This window comes from Campylobacter armoricus, from assembly GCF_013372105.1.
Taxonomy (GTDB): Bacteria; Campylobacterota; Campylobacteria; order Campylobacterales; family Campylobacteraceae; genus Campylobacter_D; species Campylobacter_D armoricus.
Genome location: NZ_CP053825.1, coordinates 1 through 24,609, shown reverse-complemented (window position 1 = coordinate 24,609; position 24,609 = coordinate 1). Strand labels below are relative to the sequence as shown.

Annotated in this window: 23 protein-coding genes and 1 pseudogene; 3 read left to right on the top strand and 21 right to left on the bottom strand. The window is 28.0% G+C overall.

Annotated features, from left to right (window positions below; all coding sequences use genetic code 11):
- Window positions 1–17 precede the first annotated feature (17 nt).
- Window positions 18–1,007 carry a phosphoribosylformylglycinamidine cyclo-ligase gene (purM, locus tag CARM_RS00120; RefSeq protein ID WP_139426391.1) on the top strand — a complete coding sequence of 330 codons (990 nt, stop codon included), beginning with the start codon at window positions 18–20 and terminating at the stop codon, window positions 1,005–1,007.
- 251 nt (window positions 1,008–1,258) lie between these two features.
- Here the strand turns inward: purM and CARM_RS00115 are convergent.
- Both CARM_RS00115 and CARM_RS00110 read right to left on the bottom strand, forming a co-directional pair.
- Window positions 1,259–2,116, bottom strand: a pseudogene (locus CARM_RS00115) (ABC transporter transmembrane domain-containing protein); the annotation flags it as partial.
- A 207-nt stretch (window positions 2,117–2,323) separates the two neighbouring features.
- Complete coding sequence (locus CARM_RS00110; protein ID WP_176300976.1) at window positions 2,324–4,303, bottom strand: autotransporter outer membrane beta-barrel domain-containing protein; 1,980 nt, start codon at window positions 4,301–4,303, stop codon at window positions 2,324–2,326.
- Window positions 4,304–4,331: 28 nt separating this feature from the next.
- On the opposite strand from CARM_RS00110, the gene CARM_RS00105 reads away from it, so the two are divergent.
- The gene (locus CARM_RS00105; RefSeq protein ID WP_176300975.1) at window positions 4,332–4,523 is read left to right on the top strand and encodes a hypothetical protein; all 192 of its coding nucleotides are present in this window, start codon (window positions 4,332–4,334) and stop codon (window positions 4,521–4,523) included.
- A gap of 16 nt (window positions 4,524–4,539) precedes the next feature.
- On the opposite strand, the gene CARM_RS00100 is transcribed toward CARM_RS00105, so the two are convergent.
- The 4 genes from CARM_RS00100 to CARM_RS00085 form a co-directional block, all read right to left on the bottom strand.
- Window positions 4,540–6,540, bottom strand: a complete 2,001-nt coding sequence (locus tag CARM_RS00100) for a beta strand repeat-containing protein (protein ID WP_176300974.1) — start codon at window positions 6,538–6,540, stop codon at window positions 4,540–4,542.
- A gap of 85 nt (window positions 6,541–6,625) precedes the next feature.
- Window positions 6,626–7,204 (bottom strand): lytic transglycosylase domain-containing protein, encoded by a 579-nt coding sequence (locus tag CARM_RS00095; protein WP_139426731.1) that lies wholly within the window; start codon window positions 7,202–7,204, stop codon window positions 6,626–6,628.
- Window positions 7,205–7,240: 36 nt separating this feature from the next.
- Window positions 7,241–8,812: a single-stranded-DNA-specific exonuclease RecJ gene (gene recJ / locus CARM_RS00090; RefSeq protein ID WP_139426733.1), complete on the bottom strand. Its 1,572-nt coding sequence runs from the start codon at window positions 8,810–8,812 to the stop codon at window positions 7,241–7,243.
- Window positions 8,802–10,439 carry a CTP synthase gene (locus CARM_RS00085; protein WP_139426735.1) on the bottom strand — a complete coding sequence of 546 codons (1,638 nt, stop codon included), beginning with the start codon at window positions 10,437–10,439 and terminating at the stop codon, window positions 8,802–8,804. Before CARM_RS00085 ends, recJ begins: the two co-directional genes overlap by 11 nt.
- Window positions 10,440–10,538: 99 nt before the next feature.
- On the opposite strand from CARM_RS00085, the gene thyX reads away from it, so the two are divergent.
- Window positions 10,539–11,171 carry an FAD-dependent thymidylate synthase gene (thyX, locus tag CARM_RS00080; RefSeq protein ID WP_139426736.1) on the top strand — a complete coding sequence of 211 codons (633 nt, stop codon included), beginning with the start codon at window positions 10,539–10,541 and terminating at the stop codon, window positions 11,169–11,171.
- 10 nt (window positions 11,172–11,181) lie between these two features.
- Here thyX and CARM_RS00075 read toward each other — a convergent pair whose 3' ends face one another.
- The 15 genes from CARM_RS00075 to dnaA all read right to left on the bottom strand — a co-directional run bounded on the left by CARM_RS00075 (window position 11,182) and on the right by dnaA (window position 24,609).
- Window positions 11,182–11,391 carry an alkylphosphonate utilization protein gene (locus CARM_RS00075; protein ID WP_139426738.1) on the bottom strand — a complete coding sequence of 70 codons (210 nt, stop codon included), beginning with the start codon at window positions 11,389–11,391 and terminating at the stop codon, window positions 11,182–11,184.
- Between the two features lie 9 nt (window positions 11,392–11,400).
- On the bottom strand, window positions 11,401–12,048 hold the full coding sequence (locus tag CARM_RS00070) for an outer membrane beta-barrel protein (RefSeq protein ID WP_139426740.1): 648 nt from the start codon (window positions 12,046–12,048) through the stop codon (window positions 11,401–11,403).
- A gap of 43 nt (window positions 12,049–12,091) precedes the next feature.
- The gene (gene sorB / locus CARM_RS00065; protein WP_139426742.1) at window positions 12,092–12,427 is read right to left on the bottom strand and encodes a sulfite:cytochrome c oxidoreductase monoheme cytochrome C subunit; all 336 of its coding nucleotides are present in this window, start codon (window positions 12,425–12,427) and stop codon (window positions 12,092–12,094) included.
- Between the two features lies 1 nt (window position 12,428).
- Window positions 12,429–13,688 carry a sulfite:cytochrome c oxidoreductase molybdopterin oxidoreductase subunit gene (sorA, locus tag CARM_RS00060; protein ID WP_139426744.1) on the bottom strand — a complete coding sequence of 420 codons (1,260 nt, stop codon included), beginning with the start codon at window positions 13,686–13,688 and terminating at the stop codon, window positions 12,429–12,431.
- A gap of 183 nt (window positions 13,689–13,871) precedes the next feature.
- Window positions 13,872–14,255: a preQ(1) synthase gene (gene queF, locus CARM_RS00055; protein WP_139426746.1), complete on the bottom strand. Its 384-nt coding sequence runs from the start codon at window positions 14,253–14,255 to the stop codon at window positions 13,872–13,874.
- 47 nt (window positions 14,256–14,302) lie between these two features.
- Complete coding sequence (locus CARM_RS00050; protein WP_139426748.1) at window positions 14,303–15,055, bottom strand: urease accessory protein UreD; 753 nt, start codon at window positions 15,053–15,055, stop codon at window positions 14,303–14,305.
- Window position 15,056: 1 nt separating this feature from the next.
- Complete coding sequence (gene ureG / locus CARM_RS00045) at window positions 15,057–15,656, bottom strand: urease accessory protein UreG (RefSeq protein WP_139426750.1); 600 nt, start codon at window positions 15,654–15,656, stop codon at window positions 15,057–15,059.
- Between the two features lie 10 nt (window positions 15,657–15,666).
- The gene (locus tag CARM_RS00040) at window positions 15,667–16,335 is read right to left on the bottom strand and encodes an urease accessory protein UreF (RefSeq protein WP_139426752.1); all 669 of its coding nucleotides are present in this window, start codon (window positions 16,333–16,335) and stop codon (window positions 15,667–15,669) included.
- A 2-nt stretch (window positions 16,336–16,337) separates the two neighbouring features.
- Window positions 16,338–16,805 (bottom strand): urease accessory protein UreE, encoded by a 468-nt coding sequence (locus CARM_RS00035; protein ID WP_139426754.1) that lies wholly within the window; start codon window positions 16,803–16,805, stop codon window positions 16,338–16,340.
- The gene (ureC, locus tag CARM_RS00030) at window positions 16,805–18,502 is read right to left on the bottom strand and encodes an urease subunit alpha (RefSeq protein ID WP_139426756.1); all 1,698 of its coding nucleotides are present in this window, start codon (window positions 18,500–18,502) and stop codon (window positions 16,805–16,807) included. Before ureC ends, CARM_RS00035 begins: the two co-directional genes overlap by 1 nt.
- Window positions 18,499–19,170, bottom strand: a complete 672-nt coding sequence (ureB, locus tag CARM_RS00025) for an urease subunit beta (protein ID WP_139426758.1) — start codon at window positions 19,168–19,170, stop codon at window positions 18,499–18,501. The genes ureC and ureB overlap by 4 nt, the downstream gene beginning before the upstream one ends.
- Before the next feature lie 47 nt (window positions 19,171–19,217).
- Window positions 19,218–19,745, bottom strand: coding sequence for an adenylate kinase (locus CARM_RS08360; RefSeq protein ID WP_139426760.1), 528 nt, complete (start codon window positions 19,743–19,745; stop codon window positions 19,218–19,220).
- 7 nt (window positions 19,746–19,752) lie between these two features.
- Window positions 19,753–22,071 carry a DNA topoisomerase (ATP-hydrolyzing) subunit B gene (gyrB, locus tag CARM_RS00015; RefSeq protein ID WP_139426762.1) on the bottom strand — a complete coding sequence of 773 codons (2,319 nt, stop codon included), beginning with the start codon at window positions 22,069–22,071 and terminating at the stop codon, window positions 19,753–19,755.
- Between the two features lie 9 nt (window positions 22,072–22,080).
- The gene (dnaN, locus tag CARM_RS00010) at window positions 22,081–23,148 is read right to left on the bottom strand and encodes a DNA polymerase III subunit beta (RefSeq protein ID WP_139426764.1); all 1,068 of its coding nucleotides are present in this window, start codon (window positions 23,146–23,148) and stop codon (window positions 22,081–22,083) included.
- A gap of 132 nt (window positions 23,149–23,280) precedes the next feature.
- Window positions 23,281–24,609, bottom strand: a complete 1,329-nt coding sequence (gene dnaA / locus CARM_RS00005; protein WP_139426766.1) for a chromosomal replication initiator protein DnaA — start codon at window positions 24,607–24,609, stop codon at window positions 23,281–23,283.

Here is a 24,609-nt window from a genome sequence, read left to right as displayed (position 1 = left end):
TTCTTAAAGGAAGATAAATGAATATAAGCTACGAAGATGCGGGAGTAAGTATAGATAATGGCAATGCTTTTGTAGAAGCAATCAAACCCTTAGTAAAAGAAACTTTTAATAACAATGTTTTAGGTGGCATAGGATCATTTTCGGGTGCTTTTGCTATACCGAGTGGTTTTAAAAATCCAGTAATGCTAGCAGCAACTGATGGAGTAGGGACAAAACTACGCCTTGCTATTGATAGTCAAAAATTTGATACTATAGGTGAAGATTTGGTAGCAATGTGTGTGAATGATTTAATTTGTAATTTTGCTACGCCTTTGTTTTTCTTAGATTATTATGCAACTGCAAAATTAGATGTAGAAGTAGCTAAAAAAGTTGTAGCAGGTATTGCAAATGGTTGCAAAAAAGCAAATTGTGCCCTAATAGGTGGGGAAACTGCTGAAATGCCTGGAATGTATCATAACAATGATTTTGATTTAGCTGGTTTTTCAGTAGGTATGGCTGAAAAAGATGAAATCGATAGAAGAACTTTCGTAAAAAATGGAGATATCTTACTAGCCCTACCTAGTAGCGGACTGCATTCTAATGGCTACTCTTTAGCTAGAAAAGTATTATTTGAAACACAAAAGCTTAAGTTTGATGATAAAATAGATGGTAAAAATTTAATCGATATCTTACTTGAGCCTACAAGAATTTATGTTAAAGACTTTTTAAAATTAAAACCTTTTATTAGTGCTTTAGCTCACATTACAGGCGGTGGATTAGTAGAAAATTTACCTAGAGTTTTCCCAAGAGGAATAGGTGCTATCATTAGAAAACACCATTTAAAAACTCCTGAAATTTTTTATCATATAGGTCAAAGTGTAGAAGAAGCTGAAATGTATAGAAGTTTTAATATGGGCGTGGGTTTGGTTATGGTAGTAGATCCATCTAATGTAAGTAAAGTTTTAGAAAATTCAGATGCGTTTGTAATAGGAGAAGTTGTATTAAATGAAGGAATAATATTGGAGTAATTTATTTCTTCATTTAATTTGTTACTTTTAACAATCTCAATTTGTTATATCTAAGAAATCAAAATAAAAATCAATTTACCACCACTAAAAACAAATTATAAAATTTTCCAAACCTTAAATTCAAGTAGTGATTATACTTTTAAATACAATGGTTTTGAAAAAACACTAAAAATTCAAAAATTAAACAATGCCTATGCATTATTTTTTTTCACTCAAGATTGTGGTGTATGTAAAATGCAAATTCCTATACTAAATGAACTTTTCATAGCCCCCAGTGGTGCTCTTAAAAAAAGCACACTTAAAGCTATAGTTGTAGCATTTTGTAAATTTGTAAGTTCATAAGCTAATGCTACATAAAACTCCACTCCCACTAAAGCTAGCATAGCACTATTACTCCAGTTATTAGATAAAATATGTAAGATATTTCCCATAGTAGAACTTTTTTTCTTTTTCAGAGCATTTTTTTCAAACTCATTTTCATAATAATGCTTTGCTCTTAAAGGATTAAGGATTAGCTCTTTATGACCTTGTAAAATGTTTTGATAGTTTTTTTGCAAGGCATCATCATTTTCCCTAGCATTTTTAAAATAAAAATACACCTTACTCATCAAAAAATTATCCACTAAAAAAACACACACTATCCACACCAAGCACAAAAAGAAAATTTCTAAAGAAAGATAAGCTATATAAGTACTTACACAAATAATTAAAACACTTGATTGTATAAACTCAGGCAATCTTAAAAGTCCAAAAGAAATGCTACGCACATCATTATTTAAAGAAGCTAAAATCTTTGCCTTAGTAGTGTTTAAAATACTCAAAACACTTGTGTCTAAAATTTGTTTTACAACTCTTCTTTGCATTTTAAAAATAAAGCTTTGACCAAAAGCACTTAAAGCAATTTCCACAAAAGAAGAACTTGCAAAAAATACAAGCAAAAGCAATACAAAATATAAAATAATATTAGAATTTTCAAGATTAACTTTTAATAAAAATTCATTAATAAAAACTAAAGTTAATACACCTAATACACTTGTAAAAATACTAAAAAGTAAAAAAAGAATGATTTTAAATTTATTTTCTTTAAATAAAATTAGTAAAAATCCCACACACCCACCATTTTACCTCCCTAGAGCTTGCTTAACTTAACGAGTTTGCTTAATAAGGAGTTTATGTTTTTCACAAAAAGCTTTTAGGCTATTGTAGCTTAATCATTCTCTATTTATTATAAAGAATGATTGTTTTGTTACTTATAATTTGTTTTAAGCAAACTCTAGGCAAATAAAATCACACTAGCTAAATAGCTAGTGTGTATATTACCACCATAAACCTAGTTTTAAAAACATAGTATGAGAGGTAGTATTATCAAATGTAAATGCTCCTGCATAATTTAGTGATAAATCAGCATTATTAGCTATATTATAAGAAAGTCCTAATTGACCAAAGCCATAATACTTAGAAGTTTGTACTTCTGTAGTAAAATGATTAGCACCTAATCTTAAATTACCTTTAGCATCTTCATAAAGATTTACTATAGCACCTATAGTTACATTTGATCTTAATTTATCACTCCAAGGTTTATACCATTTTAAAGCAGCACTTGCATCTATAAAGTTAAATTGTTCTGCTAAATAATGCTCTCTTAGACCATCTATATGTTTTAAGCTAAAGTTTTTATTACTCATACCATAATAACTCAAACCAATTTCAGGAGTTATTCTAGCTATTTCTAAGGTATTATAATAATTAGCACCTACTTTTACATCTATCCCATAACCATAAGTTTGAGTATCACTTTCTATAGTAGCAGGTATATTTTTATAAGTTTTTTCTATATCTGTTGTAGTATAATCAAATCTTGTACTAGCACTAATATAGTATTGATCTATACCATCTCTTGCTAATACTCCATAATAAGTTAAACCACCATAATAAGTTTTATCATCAAATTTTAATCTTTGAGTGGCTTGTTCTTTAGAAGCATCTTCATAACCTAAATAAAAACCTATAGTACCATAATCATTTGGTAATTCTCTTAAAGAACCACCTATTAAACCTGTAGTATTAGCACTTAATTGTCCTACACTATTTCCTATCTTAATAGATGAATGATTATAATAAGGAATTAAGAAAGAATGGTTTTTTGCATTTGGATTTTTATTTGGTATAAATATATCTTCTAATTCAGCTAATAAATCAGCATCATTACCATAAGCTTCACCTTTTTTAGATAATTCCATATCTAATACTTGAGAAAATTCTGTTTGGAAGTTTTTAGCTGTAGTATCTCTTAATATATTAGAAATATTTATATTTCTTAATCTAGCTGAATATACCATAGATTTAGCTAGAGTTTTACCACTTAATTCTGATACATTAACATTAGCTATATATCGACCTTCACCTAAACCTAAAAAGTCATAAATTCCTGATAAGCTATGTATGTTATTAGCATTTACACCTGCATTATTGTTTATTTTATCACCTATTACTTTACCATTTTCATCAATAAAGAAAGTATTGCCTTCATAGATTGTATTTAATTTTAAATTGCTTGTATTTACATAGATTTTATCTGCACTAATACCACCTATATTATTTCCACCTACTATAATGGCATTTTCTAATCTATTTGCTATATCTTCTTGAGTAGTTCCTTTGTATTCTAAATCATTAAAATACCAACCATCTATACTAACTTTACCATTGTCATTGTTTTCTATATGGTAGCCATTGTTATTTTTACCTATAAAGCCTCCATGCCAAGAAGCTTGAGTAGAACCATTTCCAGAATGAATGTGTCCATTACTAAGGATTAAAGTTCCACTATTGGTAATACCACCATGAATATTACCTGTATTAAATATATCTATATAACCACTATTATTAATACCACCATATATATGAATATCTTTATCAGTATTAGGATTGTTAATATCTCCTGAAGAATTGATAAGTTTTTCTATAGTGCCACTATTATTAATACCATAAGTAATATCTTGAGTAGCTAAAGGACTAGCTTCATTACCTATAATGCCTGTATTTACTATAGTGCCTATAGTGCCTTTTTTTATATCATCTTTAGTTATTTTATTAAAGGTATTATTTATACCTGTTATAGTTCCTGCATTGTTAATAGCAGCTATAGAGCCAGTATTTTCTAAGCCTTGTTCCATAATAGCATTGTTATTATTTATAATAGCTTGCATTTGACTATTGTTTTCAAATTTGCTTAATAAATTACCATTATTATCAAAGGCATTTATAGAACTAGTTTCATCTTTAGTTATTTCCATAGTGCCTTCATTTTTTACTAAATCTACTATGGAATTGTTTTTTAAATCTAAATCAGTTTTAGCATTTTTATTGTTTGTAATAGAGCCTATTTTACTTTCATTATTTAATTTAATACCACCATTACCTATAATGCCTGAATTTTCTATAGAGCCTATAGTACTTTTATCAAGACTTATTCCTTTTTCTATAGTTCCATTATTTAAAATACTATTAATGTGAGATTGTTCTTTTAAGTCTATAGAGCCTTGAATATTTTTTGATTGTTTATAGAGCTAATATAAGATTTATTATTTAAAGATATATTACCACCTATGGTGTTTTTATTATAAACACTTCCATAAATGAAAGATTTATCTAAAGAGATATTACCTTTGATAGTTCCTTCATTAAGTATAGCTGTGCCACTTTCATCATATTTTAGGGCATCTTTTTCTTGTTTTAGGCTAGCTATGGTTGCGCCATTTTTTAGATTGATACTTCCATCAATGCCAGCATTTTTTGTTAGTGTTATACCTATTTTCCCACCTAATAAACTTTCATCTTCTATGTTTATATCAGAGGTGATTTTAGAATTATCTCTAATTCCTATTCCACTAGTACCACCAAATAAACTAGAATTATTTTTTATGCTTATATTTCCAGTTAATTTTGAATTTCCATCTAATAAAATAGCATTGGTACCAGCATTAAATTTAGAATTATCTAAATTAATACTAGAATTTACTTTAGAACTAGTCATTGCTATTCCATCTATTTTAGTTGTAAAAGTAGAATTTTTTATATCAAAAGTATTACCTGTTATCGCTGAATTAAGCATATACAAACCAAAATCGTTTGTAGTTATTTTTGAATTTGCTATATTTATATTTGTATCAGTTTTAGCACCTTGAAATATAACAGCACTATATTTTGTATTAAAAACACCTCCATTTACATTGAGGTTACTTAGTTTCCCTCCTTTATGAATAGCTATACCAAAAGAACCGGATATACGAGAACCTTCATTTATATTTAAAGTTTTTATATGTCCTCCTTGTATATACAATGCAACATAACCACCGCCATTTATAGTCCCACTATTGTTAAAGTTATCTATAGTTACATTACCAAAATTTAAACCAGAACCTTTAGATGAAGTAATTGTTCCACTATTGGTAAAAGTTCCTATATTGGTATTATTTAAATATATTGCTTCTTTAGGACCTGATTGTATTAAACCATTATTAGTAAAATTAGTAATAGTGGTTTTCTTACTACCATTAGCCCAACCCACTATGGCATAACTAGAATTTGAACTACCTATAGTTCCATTATTAGTAAAGTTAGTAATAGTGGCACCATTGTTTCTATTATTACCTATTTCTATAGCATATTGTCCATTGCTACCAGTTATTAAGCCATTATTGCTAATATTTTCTATACTAGCATTAGAACCTATAGTCATACCTTTACCATTAGTTGAATTAATAGTTCCACTATTGGTAAGATTGTTTATAGTGTTGTTACCACTAATATTTACACCATTATTTTTACCAGTTATAGTTCCACTATTATCCAAAGTTTTAATTACATTGTTGCTACCATTAACACTTATACCATTACCTTTACCAGTTATAGTTCCACTATTGGTAAGATTGTTTATAGTATTATTACTACCTTTAATTTCAATTCCATTAAAAGTACCACTATTGATACTTCCACTATTAGTTATAGTAATATTATTATTGTTATTTCCTTCTACACTAATACCATTACCACTTTGATTATTTGTATTTGTAGAATCAATAGTTCCACTATTATTAATATTTACATTAGTAGCACTGCCATTAATTAAAACTCCACTACCATATTTATTATTATTAGTTATACTTCCCTTATCTGTAATGGTTAAAGTTCCACCATTATTACCACTTATAGTTACTCCATTATTTTGAGTGGTTTCTATAGTACAAATTGTTCCACTACAACCACCACCACTAATATCTCTTGATATATTGCTTCTAGCATTAGCAATAGTTATACTACCATTAGAAACTTTATCATTAATAGTTGTAATACTAGCATTAGCACAGGTAGCTAAAAAAGATATAGTTGCTAAAGATAAAAAAGTTTTTTTAGTAAAAGAAAGATTATTATGTGTAATATGTTTGTTTAAAACAAACGAATTAAAAGAATTAGTTAAAGATGAAGTTTGGTTTGATTGAAAATCAATACCCCCCCCCGTGAAATAAGACATATAAACTCCTTAATATTAATAATTCATTAAAACTTGTAAGTTTATAATAATTTTATTTAAATTTACTTTATATAAATAGCAAGCACTATCTTATCCAAGTGACTAAATAATCATATTGTTTTTTATCAACATTTATTAACAAAGTCGTAAGCTTAGCAAGTCTAAATTTTTCCATCATAAAAAGTTCTTTGCTATCTTTTAAAACGATAGTTATTAAATGCTTAGTAACCTTATTCAACCAGATATTTTTATATTTATCATTTGCTGAATGATATCTTCCTATAGCATTCCAACTAAAACCATGTTTTTGAATGATCTCATGAAGTAATCTTGCTGCTATTTCTATATTTACACTTGGTTTTATAATATCTTTTTCATTTATATTGTAACGCTTTAAATGGATAGTATTAATTTGCATTAAGCCATAATCTTTGGTTTGGTTTTTATTCTTTCCTATGATATTATGCTTAAATGTTGCATTTTCTGTTAGCGTAATAGCCTTAAGTAATACTATAGGTATATTGTATTTTTTAGCAGCTGCTTTAAATTCTTTATCATATTTATAAAAATTTTCAGGTATATATGTATCTCCTATAAAAATTTTTGTTTCAAAAGAAAAAGCAATGCTAAAAGAAAAAACAAACAATAATACTTTTTTTATCATTTTACTCCTTTATATCGAATTTAGTCATATAAAAAATTATCTTAAAATTTCTTTGATAGTAAGTTGAGGGGTTATTAATCCTCTAAAGTTATTTTTAGAAATACCCGCAATAAAATCTATACTTTCTCCAATTTGTGGCTCATAGTCAAAGTTAAAAAATAAAGCTTCTAAAATCTTATTTCCTTGAGTTAAAATAAGTTTTATATGATTTTCTTCTTTTCCTAATCTTTTTTTATTTTTCACAAAAAGCTTATCAAATTTAAAATACGGCCTTGGATTTTTATGCCCAAAAGGCTCAAAGAATTCTAAAATTTCCAAAAGCTCAAAATCCACTTCATTTGGATCAATACTACCTAAAACTTCATCTGTATTGTAAAAATCATCTTTAGGAATATTTTTACAGATTTCATTGAGTTTTGTTTTGAACATTTCAAATTTCTCAAGTTCTACCAAAACCCCTGCAGCACCTTTGTGGCCACCATAACTTAAAACATATTCTTTAGCTTGTTCTATTACTTTTAAAATATCAATCTTTCCTACACTTCTAACACTAGCTTTAGCTTTTTGCTCACATTCTGAAAAAACAAAAGCAGGTTTGTTAAAATGCTTTGCCAAACGACTTGCAACTATACCTAAAACCCCCTCATGCCAATTTTGCCCATTGACAATAATCACAGGATTGTTTTCATCAACTTGCTCTAAGCATTGTTTAAAAAGCTCTCTTTCTTCATCTTTGCGATTATTATTATAAGTGATGATTTGCTCTAAATACCCCACAACCTCATCGATATTTTTAGAATGTAAAAATTTGTAAGAAATTATCGCATCATCCATTCTACCGGCACTATTAATCAAAGGTGCAATTAAAAAACTGATATTATCAAGTTCGAATTTATCTTTACCAAAATACTGCTTAATCGCCCGAAACGCTACACGCTTAGAATCATTAATACACTCTATACCTTTTCTAACCAAAGCCCTATTTAAATCTCTAAGCTCCATCATATCTGCAATAATTGCAATGGATAAAAGCTCTATAAATTTACACATATTATAATTAATCTTACATACTTCTTTTATAGCAGCTATCAAATACCAAGCCACTTGAGCGCCACAAATTTCAATATCAGGAAATTCACAATCTTGTTGTTTAGGATTGATGATTGCATAAGCTTTTGGTAAGATAGCTGCTGGCATATGATGATCAGTGATGATTAAGTCAATTCCTTTTTGCAAACAAAGCTCTGCTGCTTCAAATGCTGCTATACCATTATCTACAGTGATGATTAAATCTACTCCATCAAGTTCGTTGATGATTTCTTCATTTAAACCATATCCATCTTTAAAACGATTTGGAATTTTTACCACATAATCATATCCGATATCATCAAAAAATTCAGATAAAATCACACAAGAAATCACTCCATCTACATCATAATCCCCAACAATAGCAAGCTTTTGGTTTTTTTCAATTGCTTCTTTAATACGCAAAGCACCCTTATAGACATCTTTTAAGCAAGATGGCATAGGTAAATCACAAAGCTTTACATGCGTATCGTTGATAAAACGCTGGTGTAAAATTTCTTTTATTTTGGCTTTATTTAACATGATTTTTTAAAGATGCTTTAATAAAAGAAAAAATAGCAGGATTAACCCTGACTAAGCGTGAAGTAAATTCAGGGTGGAACTGAACTGCTAAGAAAAATGGATGATCTTTTAGCTCTATAGCTTCAACCAAACCTTCATTTTCACCGCTTATGATAAGCCCGTTTTTTTCAAACATTTCTTTATATTTTGGATTTGCTTCATAGCGGTGGCGGTGGCGTTCTTTAACACTTTTTTGATTATCATAAACCTTGCTTAAAAGTGTATTTGGCTTAATATGACACTCATAAGCTCCAAGACGCATAGTTCCGCCTAATGGAGTTTTACTTGTTCTAATTTGCTTTTCTCCACTTGCGTCGATAAATTCATCAATCAAAAATATAATAGGATTTTTACAATCTTTATCAAATTCACTTGAATTTGCATCTTCAAGTTTTAAAACATTTCTAGCAAATTCCACTAAAGAAAGCTGCATACCCAAGCAAATTCCTAAAAATGGAATTTTATTCTCTCTTGCATATTTTATAGCTTTGATTTTTCCTTCTACCCCGCGGTATCCAAAACCACCTGCTACTAAAATTCCACTTACATCTTTAAAACTTTCTTCTATATTTGCATTTTCTAGTTTTTCACTATCAATCCATTTTAAATTTACTCTTGCATCAAGTGCTGCACCTGCATGGATAATGGCTTCTGTTAAGCTTTTATAACTTTCTTTTAAATCTACATATTTTCCTACAAAGGCTATGCTAAGCTCATTGCTTGGGGCAATCACTCTTTTAACTAAAGAATCCCATTCATTCATATTTGGCTTTAAATTTTGAAGATCTAATAAATTTGCAATAGAGTTTAAAATATCTTGTTTTAAGAAATTTAGTGGAATTTGATAAATACTAGCTGCATCAACACTTTCTATAACGCAGTTTTTTTCAACTCCACATGAAATTGCAATTTTATCTTTTAACTCTCTATCTAAAGATTTTTCACTTCTACAAATAATCATATCAGGACTAATACCTATACGGCGTAACTCCCCGACACTATGTTGAGTTGGCTTTGTCTTTAGCTCTCCTGCTGCTTTGATAAATGGCACCAAAGTTAAGTGGATATTAATAGCATTATATTTACCCACTTCAAGCTTTAAAGCTCTAATAGCTTCTAAAAATGGCAAACCTTCTATATCTCCTACTGTACCGCCTATTTCAACGATTAAAATATCTTTATCAACTCCGGCTTTTTTAATACGATCTTTTATTTCATCAACTATATGAGGGATAACTTGTATGGTTTTTCCTAAATAATCTCCTCTTCTTTCTTTTTCTATGACGCTTTGATAAACTCTTCCTGTGGTGAAGTTGTTATCTTGGGATAAGTTCTCGTTTAAAAATCTCTCATAATGTCCTAAGTCTAAATCTGTTTCAGCACCATCATCTGTAACAAAAACTTCCCCATGTTCTAAAGGACTCATAGTACCAGGATCAACATTAATATAAGGATCTGCTTTTAAAATACTTACTTTTAAACCCGAATTTTTTAAAATCGTAGCAATAGAAGCTGCTGCTATACCTTTTCCCAAAGAACTTAAAACGCCACCGGTTACAAAAATATACTTAGTTTGCTTTAATTTCATAAATAACCTTAATTTATTTTTTTAAAATTATAACGAATAAAAAATTTTATTTTTATAAACATTTGTGTAAAATTCAATTATTTTGTGAAGGAAATTTGAATGAAAATCACATTGTTAAACTATACTCCACTTTCTGTATGCTCTCACGCTACAAGAACATGTTGGCAAAGTTTTGATAAAGGCGATTGCGGAGGAGAAAAAGATAAAGAATTAATCGATCGAGTGGGAAATAAATTTAAGCATGCTTCAACCTTAGAACATTTAAATTATACTTTTTATATACAAGGTATCTCAAGAGCATGTTTGCAAGAAGTTGCAAGACACCGACATACTAGCCCTAGTGTAAAAAGTACAAGATATACACTAAAAGAGCTTAGAAATGAAAATGAATTTAAAGAAAATGACTTTGAAAATGCTAAAAAATATTTAGTATTAACTGGAAATGAAATAGTAGATAATGCAAGCATTAAAGCTTTAGAAAATTTGCGTTTAATTTTACAAAATAGCATTAGTTTGGATATAGCAAAATACTGCTTGCCAGAAAGCTATAAAACAGAATTAACTTTAACGATTAATGCAAGAAGTTTGCAAAATTTCATTACTCTAAGAAGCTCAAAATCAGCTCTGTGGGAGATAAGACAACTCGCAAATGCTTTATTTGAAAACTTACCTGAGGAGCATCAATTTATTTTCAAACACTGCGTTTATCAAGAAGAAAATTCCCAAAATTGACTGGGAATTTTTATATTTTTTTAAGAAATTCGGTTTTTAAAACAATCACGCCAAATTTATCTACCTTAGCTTCAATTTCAGTATCTTTATTTGTAAGTTTGATATTTTTGATAGTAGTACCACGCTTTAAAGTTGTACTTGCACCTTTAACTTTTAAATCTTTAATCACACTTACATTATCACCTGCGTTAAGCTCAGTTCCATTTGCATCTTTTGGCATCATCTCTCCTTAAAATTTATAAGTATATCCTAGATATAAACCATAATTTGTTTGCTTAGGATCATAAAAATTCGAACCTACGGTGCTTTGATAAAAATTTCTTGTATTATAATGAGTTTGTTCAATTTTAAAACCAAACTCAATCTCATTTAATGGAGTTAATTCGTATAAAGCACCAATTTTTGTTCCATAAGTATAACCATCAAAATCTTGAGACAAAGATAAAAATTTTGTCTTTAAAGTAATATCTGTCTTTGCATAACCACCATATATACCTAAAACTGCTCTTGTTTTTTCAAATATTTTTGGAGTAAAATCATATCCAAGTAAGAATTTATGTGTAGTAAATTCTCCATCAATTTTTAATCTTGCAACATCGATAACATCGCTAAATTCACTAGAATAACTATAAGCACCATAAGCCCTATGGTTTTCATTGAAACGATAACCAGCTCTTAAACCAAAAACTGGAACATCACCTTCTAAATCACCATTATATTTGACATTTTTTGCTTTATTGTGTTCAAGATCACTTTTCACTTTAGTGTGAAACCATCCCGCATCAACACCCAAAAACAAACCTGAATTTTCATCAGCTAAAGCTAAGTTTGAAACTAAAACTATACTTGCAACTAAGCTTAAAACCTTTATTTTCATAATCTTCCTCCATATATTTTTTACAATAATACAAAATATTGGATTATTTTTCTAGTAAAACTAAAGGAATTCTTCTTCTAGTATCGTATTTTTCCCCGTAATATTTAGTTAAATAATTTAAAATTTTTTCCTCATCATCTGCAGGAATTTCCCATAAACCTTCTGATTCTTGCATCCATCTAATAGCAGCAAGCCAAGCTTGTTTGCTTGCACGCATATTAGTGATAAGCCCTGAGCCATGACAAGCTAAACAATTAGCTTCCACTAAAGGAGAATCTGGATCTATAATCAATCCTGTATCAGGATTTACTTTATATTGCGCATTTGCAAAAAGAAAAGAAAATCCTATACATAAAACTAAGATTATTTTTTTAAACATCTCATACTCCAAGAATATTTATTCTATGACAAGCATTGTTGATATAACCACCTGGATTCCATTGTGCTAAAACCATAGGCTGACTATTTTCTTTGCTATCAACTGCTCTAGCCCAAATTTCATAATATCCTTTTGTTGGGATTGAAATTTGAGTGCTCCATTTTTGCCATGCAAGACGATTTAAAGGTTTTTCAACTTTTGCTTTAGTCCAAGTTACACCATAGTCATTACTTACATACACTTCTTTTACTTCTAGCTCGCCCGCCCAAGCTTTTCCTCTAACTTCAAATTTTTTATTTGCTTTAATTTTTGTGTTATTTTTGATGTTAGTGATGATAGATCTTACTGGCATTGATTCGATGATCTTCATTTCAACTTTAGATGTAAAATCACCTGGTTTTACAGGATTTACTGGAACTTTATAAGAAGTATCCATTTTTTCACCATCATGAACTTTATTTCTTACAACAATTTTTGAAAGCCATTTGCCACTTGTACTCGCAGGGTATCCTCCACAAACTAAACGAAGTGGATAACCATTAATCCAAGGTATATCTTTACCCTCATAAGCCCAAGCAACTAATGTTTCATCTTGCATAGCTTTTTTAATAGGCACACCTCTACTAATAGGAGAAGCTTCTTCACCATTTAATTTAGTATCGATTCCATAATACCCTATATAAACAGCATCATCTTTTACACCACAATCTTCTAAAATATCTTTTAGCCTAACCCCTGTCCATCTACCACAAGCAACAGCTCCATAACCCCATTGAGTCCCTTTAGTGCTAGGTATAACTTCGCCTCTACCATTACCACCGCATTCTAAAGTCAATGCATAGGTATAATGTTTGAATTTTTTCTTTAGTTCATCTAGAGTGTATGTTTTTGCAGTTTTTACACTTTCTCCGCCAATTTCAAGCGTCCAACCTTTTTTCATTCTTTCTTTTATTGTACTCATTTCAGGTGGAACACCATTATTTCTTACAAAGAAATTTTCAGGTCTTGTAAAATCAGAATCTAAAGCATAAATTTGTGTTTCTGCTGTCATAGGTCTTTCCCCGTGATAAATCACATCTTTTTTACCTTCTATTTTAAAAGTATCTAACTCTTTAGCAAGAACTTTACTTCCTAAAATGTAATTATCTAAAGAAACATTTGCTAAAGCACTAGCTCCAAGCAAAGTAATACCTAAATTTTTTAAAAAGCCTCTACGATCTTCTTGTGAATTTTGTTCTTGATCTAATTGATACTTTTCCATTGTATTTATCCTTAAAATGTAAATTCGAGTAAATTCTAAGATACTTTTTTATAAAATAATATAAAAAGTATCCTATTTATATAAAAGGTGTTTCTAAAAGTAAAAGTATTTAAAATATATAATTGGTGTATTTATATAAATTTAATTTATATTTTTAAAAATTGAATTTTTCAAACCAATATTTTATTTAGACACTACTAAATCAGATCTACATTCTATAACAGTATGCACATTACCACGAGGATTAAAATCACCAACTACTTTTATCCATTTTGGATCAAGTTTTTCTTTTAAAGTATTATAAATTTCATTAATGCTTGCTTCATGTGAAATATTTCTATACATAAAAGTATTTATATAAAGTTTTATAGCTTTAAGTTCAACTACTAATTTATTTGGTATATATTCAAGATAAATAGTAGCAAAATCAGGATATCCACTACGCGGACAACAACACATAAATTCAGGCAAAGTGATTTTAATCACATAATCATTTTTAGCATCATTTGGCCAAACTTCCATATTTTCTACGCTAAATTCTTTGATTTCTTTTTCACCATATCGCATTTATAATCCTTAGTTTGTTTTTAAAAATTTTATAATACCACAATATTTTATATTTTATTTTGACAAAATTTAAAAAGCTTATCTTGAAGTAAAAGTAATTTTTCACTTTTCTTACTAAGAATTTTTATACATAAACCCTCATAAAAAAGTTGATTTATATCGTCAAATAAAGCTTTTAATTCTTCATAAAACTCATCGTATCCAAAAAGATAAATACTCAAATAATGCGTATGATTTGCAAAAAAATTTAATTCATTTTCTTTCATATAAGAAGGATTGATTTTAATTTTATCATTTAAAATTAAAGTGTCATTTCTATAAATTTGAGTTAAACTCTCATAATTTTTAAAAGCAAATTTTTCTTCCATAGCCACTCTACCAAAAATGACAAAATCAACATAAACTAATCTTGAAAAAGAAGCTAGATTAATCTTTGTATTTTGTATAAAATTTGCATTTTCTTGAAGCAAAAGTGGCTTTGGCATATAAAAAAAACTTGCATTTTCTTCAAGAGCAAAATCAATATTTTTACTCGCAAAAGAATCTTTAGTATCATATACTTTTTCATAACTTTGTGTAAGTATAGCGGCATTTGTATTTTTCTTACATATGATTTCAAAACTTAAATGATCATCTTTAAAAATTCCAGCACTAGAATTTAAAACATATATACTAGTTAATTTTTTATCATAAAAATTCCTCATAAGCTTAAAAGGAGGAGTAAAAAAAGAATTTTTAATGATAGTTTTTTCATTAATAGTATCTAATGTAAGTTTAAAAACACTCTTTTGAGCAAACAAATCAATCCTTTAAAAGTGTGTATTTTTTAATCCAAGTGATGATTTCTTCCAAACCTTCTTTAGTTTGAAGATTACTCATGATAAAAGGTCTATCTCCACGCATTTTTAAAGTATCTTCTTGCATGATTTTTAAAGAAGCATTCACATAAGGAGCTAAGTCTATTTTATTGATAATCATTAAATCAGATCTACAAATAGCAGGACCACCTTTGCGTGGAATTTTTTCTCCTTGAGCAACATCTATAACAAAGATAAAAAAATCCACAAGTTCAGGTGAAAAAGTCATCGATAAATTATCTCCACCACTTTCTATAAAAATAAGATCTAAATCACTAAAGCGTTCTTGTAAAAGCTCAATAGCTTCAAGATTACAAGAAGCATCTTCTCTAATGGCTGTATGAGGGCAACCTCCAGTTTGCACTCCTATAATTCTTTCTTTTTCAAGAACACCTTGTTTGATTAAAAAATTTGCATCTTCATTTGTATAAATATCATTCGTAATTACAGCCAAAGAAAGCTCATCTTTCAAAGCTTGACATAAATTTAATACTAAAGCTGTTTTACCACTACCTACAGGACCACCTATGCCTATTTTAATCATTATAACCCTTTTAAGAAATATAAATTTTAAATGCTAAATTTTGGTGTTTTATACCCAAATAATCATTTAAGATATTGTGATTTTCACACCAATCTTTTAAACTTAAATTTTTTAATTTAGAAAGAACTTTTTGAAAATCTTGCTGTAATTGAAAAAGTAAAATTTGCCCTTCATTTTGCGATAAAGGTACAATTTTAACAAGAATATTAATAAAATTACTCATCAAAGCAAACAAAAAACTTTCATACATAAAATCAAGCTCATTATCTTTACAAAATAAAGCATATGCAAAAGGATAAATAGGAGTTTGATTTTCTTTAATGTATTGATTTAATAAAGAATTTGATAATCCATAAAGACTGACATTTTTTACAAAGCGTTTAGCCAAAAAAACATAAGCTTGACTTTGTTCTTTTGCGACTATACTTGATAAAAATTTTCTTTGATAAAGCAGTAATTTTTCTATATCATTTGCATTTTCATAAGCTATCTTCAAAGCTAAAAGCTCAAAATACAAAATATTAGAATAAAGCTGAGTTTTTAAAAATTTTTTGGCATCTTCTATATTTTTTATATAACCAAAATTCACATAAGATTCTAAACCAAAAGAATGTGAAAAAGCTCCTATAGGAAAAGAAGAATCACTAATTTGTAAAAGTAAAAAATTTAATTTATTCATCTTTACTCTTTAATAAGTTTAAAATTTGGATCAACTTGAATAAAACTTGGCATATCAAGCATATATTTTGGCTCTAAAATTTCCTCACATTTTTCGTATTTTATATTAAATTTTTCCAAAAACCTTATAATAGAGTTTTGTTCCAAAGTGATGAGTTTATGATCTTTATAAAATAAATTTAAATGCATATTACCCACTTGATAACTTATTAAAGCAAGGTTATATTCATTTTCTATGTGAATTTTTAAAACCTTCTCAGGTTTGATTTTCACTAAAATTAAAAAATCCTCATCATATAAACAATCATTATGATTTAAACCTTTATTATCAGGCATTTTTATAGCAATATCAAGCCCTTTTAAAGTTGTTGTTCTTAATATTTTTTTAAAAGTATCAAACCAACTAAGCTCTAAAAAATCACATTCTTTATTCAAATCATAATGCGTTATTTTATTTTGAAGTAAAATCATCAAATCATAAAATATTTTCTAGCTAAAGCTAAAGAATCAACACTCTTAGAGCTAATAAGCTCACCATTTATTTTAACTTCATAAGTTTGTGGATTTACTTCTATATCTTGAACTTTATCATTAAATTTCAAATCTTTTTTAGTGATATTTCTACAATTTTTTACTGCAACACATTTTCTTTTTAAACTTAATTTTTCAGGTATATTAGCATCTAAAGAAGCTTTAGAAACAAAATGTAAAGCATTTTCATTTAAATTTGCTCCAAACATTTTTTCATAGATAATAGGCTCAGGTGTTGGGATAGAAGCATTAGCATCGCCTATTTTTGCACCTACTATTAAACCGCCTTTTAAAATAAGCTTTGGTTTTACTCCAAAAAATTTAGGTTGCCAAAGCACTAAATCAGCAAATTTTCCTACTTCAATAGAACCAACATAGCTATCAATCCCATGTGCAATAGCAGGATTTATAGTATATTTTGCTATATAGCGTTTAATACGAAAATTATCATCTAAATCATTATCTTCTTTCAAAGCGCCAAATTCTTTTTTACATTTATCAGCACTTTGCCATGTTCTTAAAATCACTTCACCTACGCGTCCCATAGCTTGAGAATCACTACTCATAATACTAAAAACACCCATATCATGAAGTTTATCTTCTGCTGCTATAGTTTCAGGGCGAATTCTACTATCTGCAAATTCAACATCTTCTTTGATTTTATTATCTAAATGATGACAAACCATAAGCATATCTAAATGCTCATCAATGGTATTTTTAGTAAAAGGCATAGTAGGATTAGTACTTGCAGGTAAAACATTTTCAAAACCTGCCATTTTAATAATATCAGGAGCATGGCCACCACCTGCGCCTTCAGTATGGAAAGTATGAATAACTCTACCATTAATAGCTTTAATCGTATCTTCTACAAAACCTGCTTCATTTAAAGTATCTGTATGAATAGCTACTTGTATATCCATTTCATCAGCTATATTTAAACTAGCATTAATCACACTAGAAGTAGCACCCCAATCTTCATGAATTTTTAAACCACATACACCGGCTATAATTTGCTCTTTTAAGGCATTTTTATCACTTGAATTTCCTTTACCTAAAAAGCCAAAATTCATAGGGTAGTTCTGTGTAGCTTTTAACATAGAATGTATATGATAAACTCCACTTGTGCAAGTTGTAGCATTTGTTCCCTCACTTGGTCCTATGCCACCTCCTATCATAGTAGTAACACCACTATATAAAGCACATTCAATTTGAGTTGGGGAGATAAAATGTATATGAGTATCAATACCACCTGCAGTTACTATTAAACCTTCTGCACCGATAATATCAGTACTTGTGCCTATAATTAAGCTAGGATCAACTCCATCTTGTATATCAGGATTACCTGCTTTTCCTATACCTACTATATAGCCATTTTTTATCCCAATATCTGCTTTATAAATACCAGTATAATCAACAATCAAAGCATTAGTTAAAACTAAATCTGGAAAGTCTCCCTCACTCACACTTTGAGCCATACCATCTCTGATATTTTTACCACCACCAAATTTAACTTCTTCGCCATATAAAGTATAATCTTTTTCTACTCTTAAAATTAAATCTGTATCTGCTAATCTTACTCTATCATTAGTTGTTGGACCATACATATTCACATAGTCTTTTTTGCTAATCTTAATCAAAGAAATCCTTTCTCTTTTGCTTTTGATAAAGCTTTAGTTTTATTTTCATCATTAATAAAATCATCACAAAGATTATTAAAACCTAAAACCTTTTTTAAACCACCAAATTCAATCAAACTAATTGTTTTTTCTTCACCTGGTTCAAATCTCACACTTGTTCCTGAAGCGATATTTAATCTTTTTCCATAAGCTTTTTCTCTATCAAAAGACAAAAAGCGATTAACTTCAAAGAAATGAAAATGCGAACCAACTTGTATAGGACGATCACCTTTATTGCTTACTTTGATTTCTATAGAAGTTTTATTTTCATTAAGTATAATAAATTCTGATGATAAAAATATCTCTCCAGCTTTTATTTTATCATCATTTGCTATAGGTTCGTGTATGGTAACTAATTTTGTACCATCTTCAAAAGGAAGTTCTATTTGAATTTCATCAAGCATACTTGCAACACCATCAATTACATCTTCACTTGTAAGTAAAGTTTTTCCTATACTCATCAATTCACTTACACTTAAATTTTTTCTTGCAAGTTCCATTAATTCATAACATATATAAGCTAAAGCTTCATTATAATTTAATTTTATTTTTTGTTCTTTTCTATCTTTAGCGATCTTCCCTGCATAATGAAGCATTAATCGTTGCAATTGCTGCTGAGTAAAATGCATTTTAATCCTTATATTTTTTTAGATATTATATAACTATTTACTTGCTTTTAAGCAAAAAAATCTATTGCATTTTTTAATTCAGCTTCATAGTCTTTTTGAATTTCAATAAAAGAAAGATTTAAATTTTCACATTGAGCTTTAAGTTTTTGATGATTTAAAATAAGAGTATTTATTTCTTCTTTTTCACTAAATAAACGCTTTTCTATAACATTTTCTTTTTTATAAATTAATTCATAATTTTGTAAAATATATTCTTTTGAAAAAATGATATAAAGTATTTTAATATTAGAATGATTTTGAAATTTTTGTAGCTTTTTTGGAGTAAGATAAATTCCTTCAATGATTAAATTTTGTTCATTTTCTATACAAGTTTGAATTATACCATCTACAATAGGAAATAAAAACTCAGCTATTTTTTCATCCTCATTTGCTTTAAAAGGGAAATCTTTCATTCCTTTAATCAAACCCATTTTTAAATGATCTAAACTCAAATAAGGATAAGAAAATTTTTCAAGAAGTCTTTGAGCAAGCAAGGTCTTTCCACTATGACCTTGCCCTCCAATTAAAAAAATCATTTAAATATTAAACATCCAAATGCTTAACATCTTTAGCGTGTGCTTGTATATACTCACGGCGTGGTTCTACATCATCACCCATGAAAAGGTTAAAAGTATCATTTGCTCTTTGGGCATCTTCTATGGTGATCTTTAACAAACGACGATTACTTGGATCCATAGTTGTTTCCCAAAGTTGTTCAGGATTCATTTCACCAAGACCTTTATAGCGTTGTATATAAGCACCTTTTTTAGCATTTTTTTCAACTTCATCTAAAATTTCTAAAATATCTTTATCAAATTTTAAATCTCTATCTTTGATTTTTTGATAAATATAATTTGCTTCTTCATATAAAGGATTAGTAAATAAGTCATCATTGATAATAAGTTCTTCTAAACCATTTTCAGTTTGCACATATATGCGAATTTCATTTTCATTAATGTATGAATTTAAGATATTGTGATTTTGCTTTTCTAAAAATTCTTTTATAACTTTAAATAATTCTTCATTAGAAGCTTTTATCAAATCAGGATTTTCTATCAAGTATCTAATCACTGAAATTACATTAAATCTTTTTTCTAATTCTTTTAAAACACTTCTATAGGCTGCGACTATTTTTAAAAAATCTTTTAAATCATTTAATCCTATGCCCTCATAAGTAGAACTTTCTATACCTGTTTCAATTAAATAATCATTTAAAGCTTTTTCATCTTTTAGATAAATTTCTTTTTTCTGACCTTTTTTATAGCGGTATAAAGGTGGTTGAGCTAAATAAATATGTCCATTTGCTACAAGATCATTCATAAAGCGAAAGAAGAATGTTAAAAGCAAAGTTTGTATATGAGAACCATCCACATCAGCATCGGTCATGATAATGATTTTATGATATCTTAATTTTTCTATATCAAACTCATCACCGATTCCACAACCAAAAGCTGTAATCATATTTTGAATTTGTTCTGATTTTAAAATTTTATCAAGCCTTGCTTTTTCAACATTAAGTATTTTACCTCTTAAAGGTAAAATCGCTTGGAAAGTTCTTTCTCTACCCTGTTTTGCAGAACCTCCAGCACTATCACCTTCAACTAAATAAATTTCACTTTCACTTGGGTCTTTACTTTGACAATCAGCTAATTTACCCGGTAAAGTTCCTACACTTGAACTTTCTTTTTTACGGGTTAATTCTCTTGCTTTTTTAGCAGCTTCTCTACCACGAGCTGCCATTAAAGCTTTATTCATTATAGCCTTTGCTTCTATAGGATTTTCTTCAAAATATTTTGTTAAATATTCAAAAGAAGCTTTTGAAACTATAGGGCGAACATAACTTGAACCTAATTTTCCTTTAGTTTGTCCTTCAAATTGAGGTTCAGGCACTTTTACACTTACAACGGCTATCAAACCTTCCCTTACATCATCACCTGTTATCTTAGAATCTTTTTCTCTAGCACTTGCATTTGCTTCAATGTAATTACTTATAACACGAGTTAAGCCCATTCTAAAACCAGCTTCGTGTGTTCCACCATCTGGAGTTTTAATATTATTTACAAAAGAAAGTAAATTTTCATTATAAGCATCATTATAAAGCAATGCTACTTCAACATTTACATCTTCTTCATCCACATTAAAAAATATAGCTTTAGTTAAAGCTTGTTTTTTATTCATATCCATTACAAACTGACTTATTCCACCTTCAAAATGAAAACTTTCTGATTTTCCTATACGATTGTCTTTAAAATTTATAGTTATTTTCGGATTTAAATATGCAAGTTCTCTAAATCTCTTTGCTAAAATTTCATAATCAAAATTAGTTATTTCAAAAATTTGTTCATCTGGCCAAAATTCTATTATAGTTCCTGTTTTTTTGCTTTTACCTATAGTTTCAAAATCACTTGTAACTTTTCCTTCTGAAAATTCTTGTCTATAAATTTCACCATCTCTATGAACAGTTGCTATAAGTTTTTTAGATAAAGCATTTACAACACTTACACCAACCCCATGCAAACCACCTGAAACTTTATAAGTATCTTTATCAAATTTTCCTCCTGCATGTAAAACAGTTAAAACTACAGTTAAAGTAGGAATATTTTCAGTAGGGTGAATTCCTACTGGAATTCCTCTACCATTATCACTAACTATACAAGAACCCTCAGTAGTTATTTCTACATTAATCGTATCACAAAAACCTGCCATAGCTTCATCAATAGAATTATCTACTACTTCATAAATCATATGATGAAGCCCGCCTATGTTTGTATCACCTATATACATACCAGGGCGTTTTCTAACAGCTTCTAAGCCTTTTAAAACTTTAATATTTCCTGCATTATAATTTTGATTTTCTTGCATTCATTTTCCTTATAAAATTACTGGCATAATCACAGTTTGTAATTCTTCACTTGAAACTAAAAATGCCATATGAGGCTCATTAATACTTAATTTAAAAGTTTCGCTTTCAATAGAATTTAAAAAGTCTGTAAGAAATTTATTTTTTATACAAAGATTAAATTCTTCATCTATATTAAGTTCTATTTCAAGTTCTGTTTTTGCTTCCATATTATCTAAACTAATACCTTCAAAAATAAGTTTGTTTTTGTGAAAATATAATTTCATTTTTTCAGTAATTACATTGATTTTTTTTAATGCATCCATAAATTCTTCAGTTTTAAAAATAAATTCTTTAGTAATATTTTTTGGAATTACTCTTTCATAATCAGGAAATTTGTCATTAATAAGTTTTGTAAAGAATTCAAAATTATCATTTTTTGCAATAAGTATATTTTCATCATAATAAATTTCAATTTTTTCAAAAAATATTTTTTGCATTTCTAAGATAGCTTTTTTAGGGATACAAAGATTAAATTCTTTTTCATTAGTTTTATTTAATGTGAATACAGCTAAACGCTTTGTATCTGTTCCTACGAAGCTAATATGAGTGGTTTTTATATCTAATAATGCACCATTTAAAGAATATTTTGGATTATTTGTATCAATAGCAGGTAAGATTTTTTTTAAAGATCTACTTAAATCACTTGAGTCAATATCGAATTTATCTTTTCCTTCAGTACTTGGAAAATTTGGGAAATCTTCATAATTAAACATAGGAAGTTTATATTTTGTTCCTTTTTGTCTTATAAAGAGAAAATTTTCTATAGTTTCTAAAACAACATCTTCATTATTTAAACTTTTAATAATATCTAAAATACTTTTAGCATTAGCAGTTGCAAAACCTGCACTTTCAACTTTAATTTTTTTGATTTTATAGTTAATTCCTATTTCATAATCACTTGCTCTTATGATTAATTTATCTTCTATTACTTCAAAAAGTAAGTGAGAAGCAATATTGCTTGAGTCTTTTTTATCTACATAAGAGTTAGTTAAAACTATGGCTGATTCAAGAGTGTTTTTGTTAATGCTAATTTTCATTTTTATTTCCTTTATTTTTTAAATTTATTTTATCATAATAATAAGCAATGTGAAAATGTGAAATACTTTTTAAAAGCCTTTTTTTATAGATTTTTTAATCATAGAATAAAATTTTTAATAATTCACATTAATTCACATACTTTTTATTTTTGTTAGGATTTTATTTCTTAATTCATCTATGATGGCTTTTAAATTTTCATTCTCATTCATTAATTCTTGAATTTTTTTAATATTATGCGAAATTGCAGTATGATCTTTCATATTAAAAAATCTAGCAAGTTGAGGCATAGACATAGTTGTAAGTTCTCTTGCTAAAAATATCACAACTCTTCTTGCCATAACTATATTTTGTGTTTTTTTGTTTGATTTTATATCATTTGATTTGAGATTATAACTTTTTGAAACTTCACTTAATATATCTTCAACATTGATATTTTCTTTTGTTTCTTTAATGTGATCTTTCATAAAACTTTTAACGATTTCTAAAGTGATTTTTTGATTAAAAAGTCTTGCTTGAGCATTTAAATTTGTAATCATTCCTTCGATTTCTCTGATATTATCACCCATAGAAGTAGCAATATAACTAATTACTTGTGAGTCAAGATCAATAGCATTAAATTCACATTTTTTCTTAATAATTGCGATTTTTGTATCAAGTTGAGGTGGAGTAATATCTGCAATAATTCCATTTGCAAAACGACTTTTTAAGCGTTCTGTTATGCCTTTTAGCATATTTGGTGGATTATCACTTGTCATTATGATTTGGCCAAATTTTTCTTTTATTTCATTAAATGTGAAAAAAAATTCTTCTTGAATTTTGTCAGTTTTACCTAAAAATTGCACATCATCTATAAGCAATACATCGCAACTTTTATATTTTTCATGAAATTTATTCATAGTTTTATTATTTAAATGTGAAGTAAAATCATTGATAAAATTATCACTTGTAGCATAAATAACTTTATATCCATTATCTAAGCATATATTACCTACTGCTTGAAGTAAATGTGTTTTACCAAGTCCTGTAGGTCCATATATAAAAATAGGATTGTATAATTTTCCTAATTTGTTTTTACTTGTAATGGCTTTACAAGTTGCATAAGCGTATTGATTAGAATCACCTACAACAAAACTTTCAAAAGTAAAAGATGGATTTAAAATAGTGCTTTGGAATTTAATTTGAGAAATGTCTATATTAAAATTATTATTATTCTCTATTTTTTGATTGTTTGTTGTTATTTTTATTTGAGGATTAATTCCTGTTTTTACTTCATAAAAATAAGCTAATTTTTGTGCGTATTTTGTTTGTATAAATTTAGCTAAAAAATGATTAGGTGCAATAAATACTAATATATTATTTTTGCTTAATTTTTCACTAAATTGTAAATGTGAAATATAAGTGTTATATTCATTATCACTAATTTCTGTTTTAAACTCAAGTAAAAAATCTTTTATATTCAT

Bases quoted from the DNA above. Each gene is read 5' to 3' on its own strand.
- purM (WP_139426391.1), top strand. From the start codon at position 18: ATGAATATAAGCTACGAAGATGCGGGAGTAAGTATAGATAATGGCAAT.
- CARM_RS00110 (WP_176300976.1), bottom strand. From the start codon at position 4,303: ATGGAAATAACTAAAGATGAAACTAGTTCTATAAATGCCTTTGATAAT.
- CARM_RS00105 (WP_176300975.1), top strand. From the start codon at position 4,332: ATGGAATTGTTTTTTAAATCTAAATCAGTTTTAGCATTTTTATTGTTT.
- CARM_RS00100 (WP_176300974.1), bottom strand. From the start codon at position 6,540: ATGTCTTATTTCACGGGGGGGGGTATTGATTTTCAATCAAACCAAACT.
- CARM_RS00095 (WP_139426731.1), bottom strand. From the start codon at position 7,204: ATGATAAAAAAAGTATTATTGTTTGTTTTTTCTTTTAGCATTGCTTTT.
- recJ (WP_139426733.1), bottom strand. From the start codon at position 8,812: ATGTTAAATAAAGCCAAAATAAAAGAAATTTTACACCAGCGTTTTATC.
- CARM_RS00085 (WP_139426735.1), bottom strand. From the start codon at position 10,439: ATGAAATTAAAGCAAACTAAGTATATTTTTGTAACCGGTGGCGTTTTA.
- thyX (WP_139426736.1), top strand. From the start codon at position 10,539: ATGAAAATCACATTGTTAAACTATACTCCACTTTCTGTATGCTCTCAC.
- CARM_RS00075 (WP_139426738.1), bottom strand. From the start codon at position 11,391: ATGCCAAAAGATGCAAATGGAACTGAGCTTAACGCAGGTGATAATGTA.
- CARM_RS00070 (WP_139426740.1), bottom strand. From the start codon at position 12,048: ATGAAAATAAAGGTTTTAAGCTTAGTTGCAAGTATAGTTTTAGTTTCA.
- sorB (WP_139426742.1), bottom strand. From the start codon at position 12,427: ATGTTTAAAAAAATAATCTTAGTTTTATGTATAGGATTTTCTTTTCTT.
- sorA (WP_139426744.1), bottom strand. From the start codon at position 13,688: ATGGAAAAGTATCAATTAGATCAAGAACAAAATTCACAAGAAGATCGT.
- queF (WP_139426746.1), bottom strand. From the start codon at position 14,255: ATGCGATATGGTGAAAAAGAAATCAAAGAATTTAGCGTAGAAAATATG.
- ureG (WP_139426750.1), bottom strand. From the start codon at position 15,656: ATGATTAAAATAGGCATAGGTGGTCCTGTAGGTAGTGGTAAAACAGCT.
- CARM_RS00040 (WP_139426752.1), bottom strand. From the start codon at position 16,335: ATGAATAAATTAAATTTTTTACTTTTACAAATTAGTGATTCTTCTTTT.
- CARM_RS00035 (WP_139426754.1), bottom strand. From the start codon at position 16,805: ATGATTTTACTTCAAAATAAAATAACGCATTATGATTTGAATAAAGAA.
- ureB (WP_139426758.1), bottom strand. From the start codon at position 19,170: ATGCATTTTACTCAGCAGCAATTGCAACGATTAATGCTTCATTATGCA.
- CARM_RS08360 (WP_139426760.1), bottom strand. From the start codon at position 19,745: ATGATTTTTTTAATTGGAGGGCAAGGTCATAGTGGAAAGACCTTGCTT.
- gyrB (WP_139426762.1), bottom strand. From the start codon at position 22,071: ATGCAAGAAAATCAAAATTATAATGCAGGAAATATTAAAGTTTTAAAA.
- dnaN (WP_139426764.1), bottom strand. From the start codon at position 23,148: ATGAAAATTAGCATTAACAAAAACACTCTTGAATCAGCCATAGTTTTA.
- dnaA (WP_139426766.1), bottom strand. From the start codon at position 24,609: ATGAATATAAAAGATTTTTTACTTGAGTTTAAAACAGAAATTAGTGAT.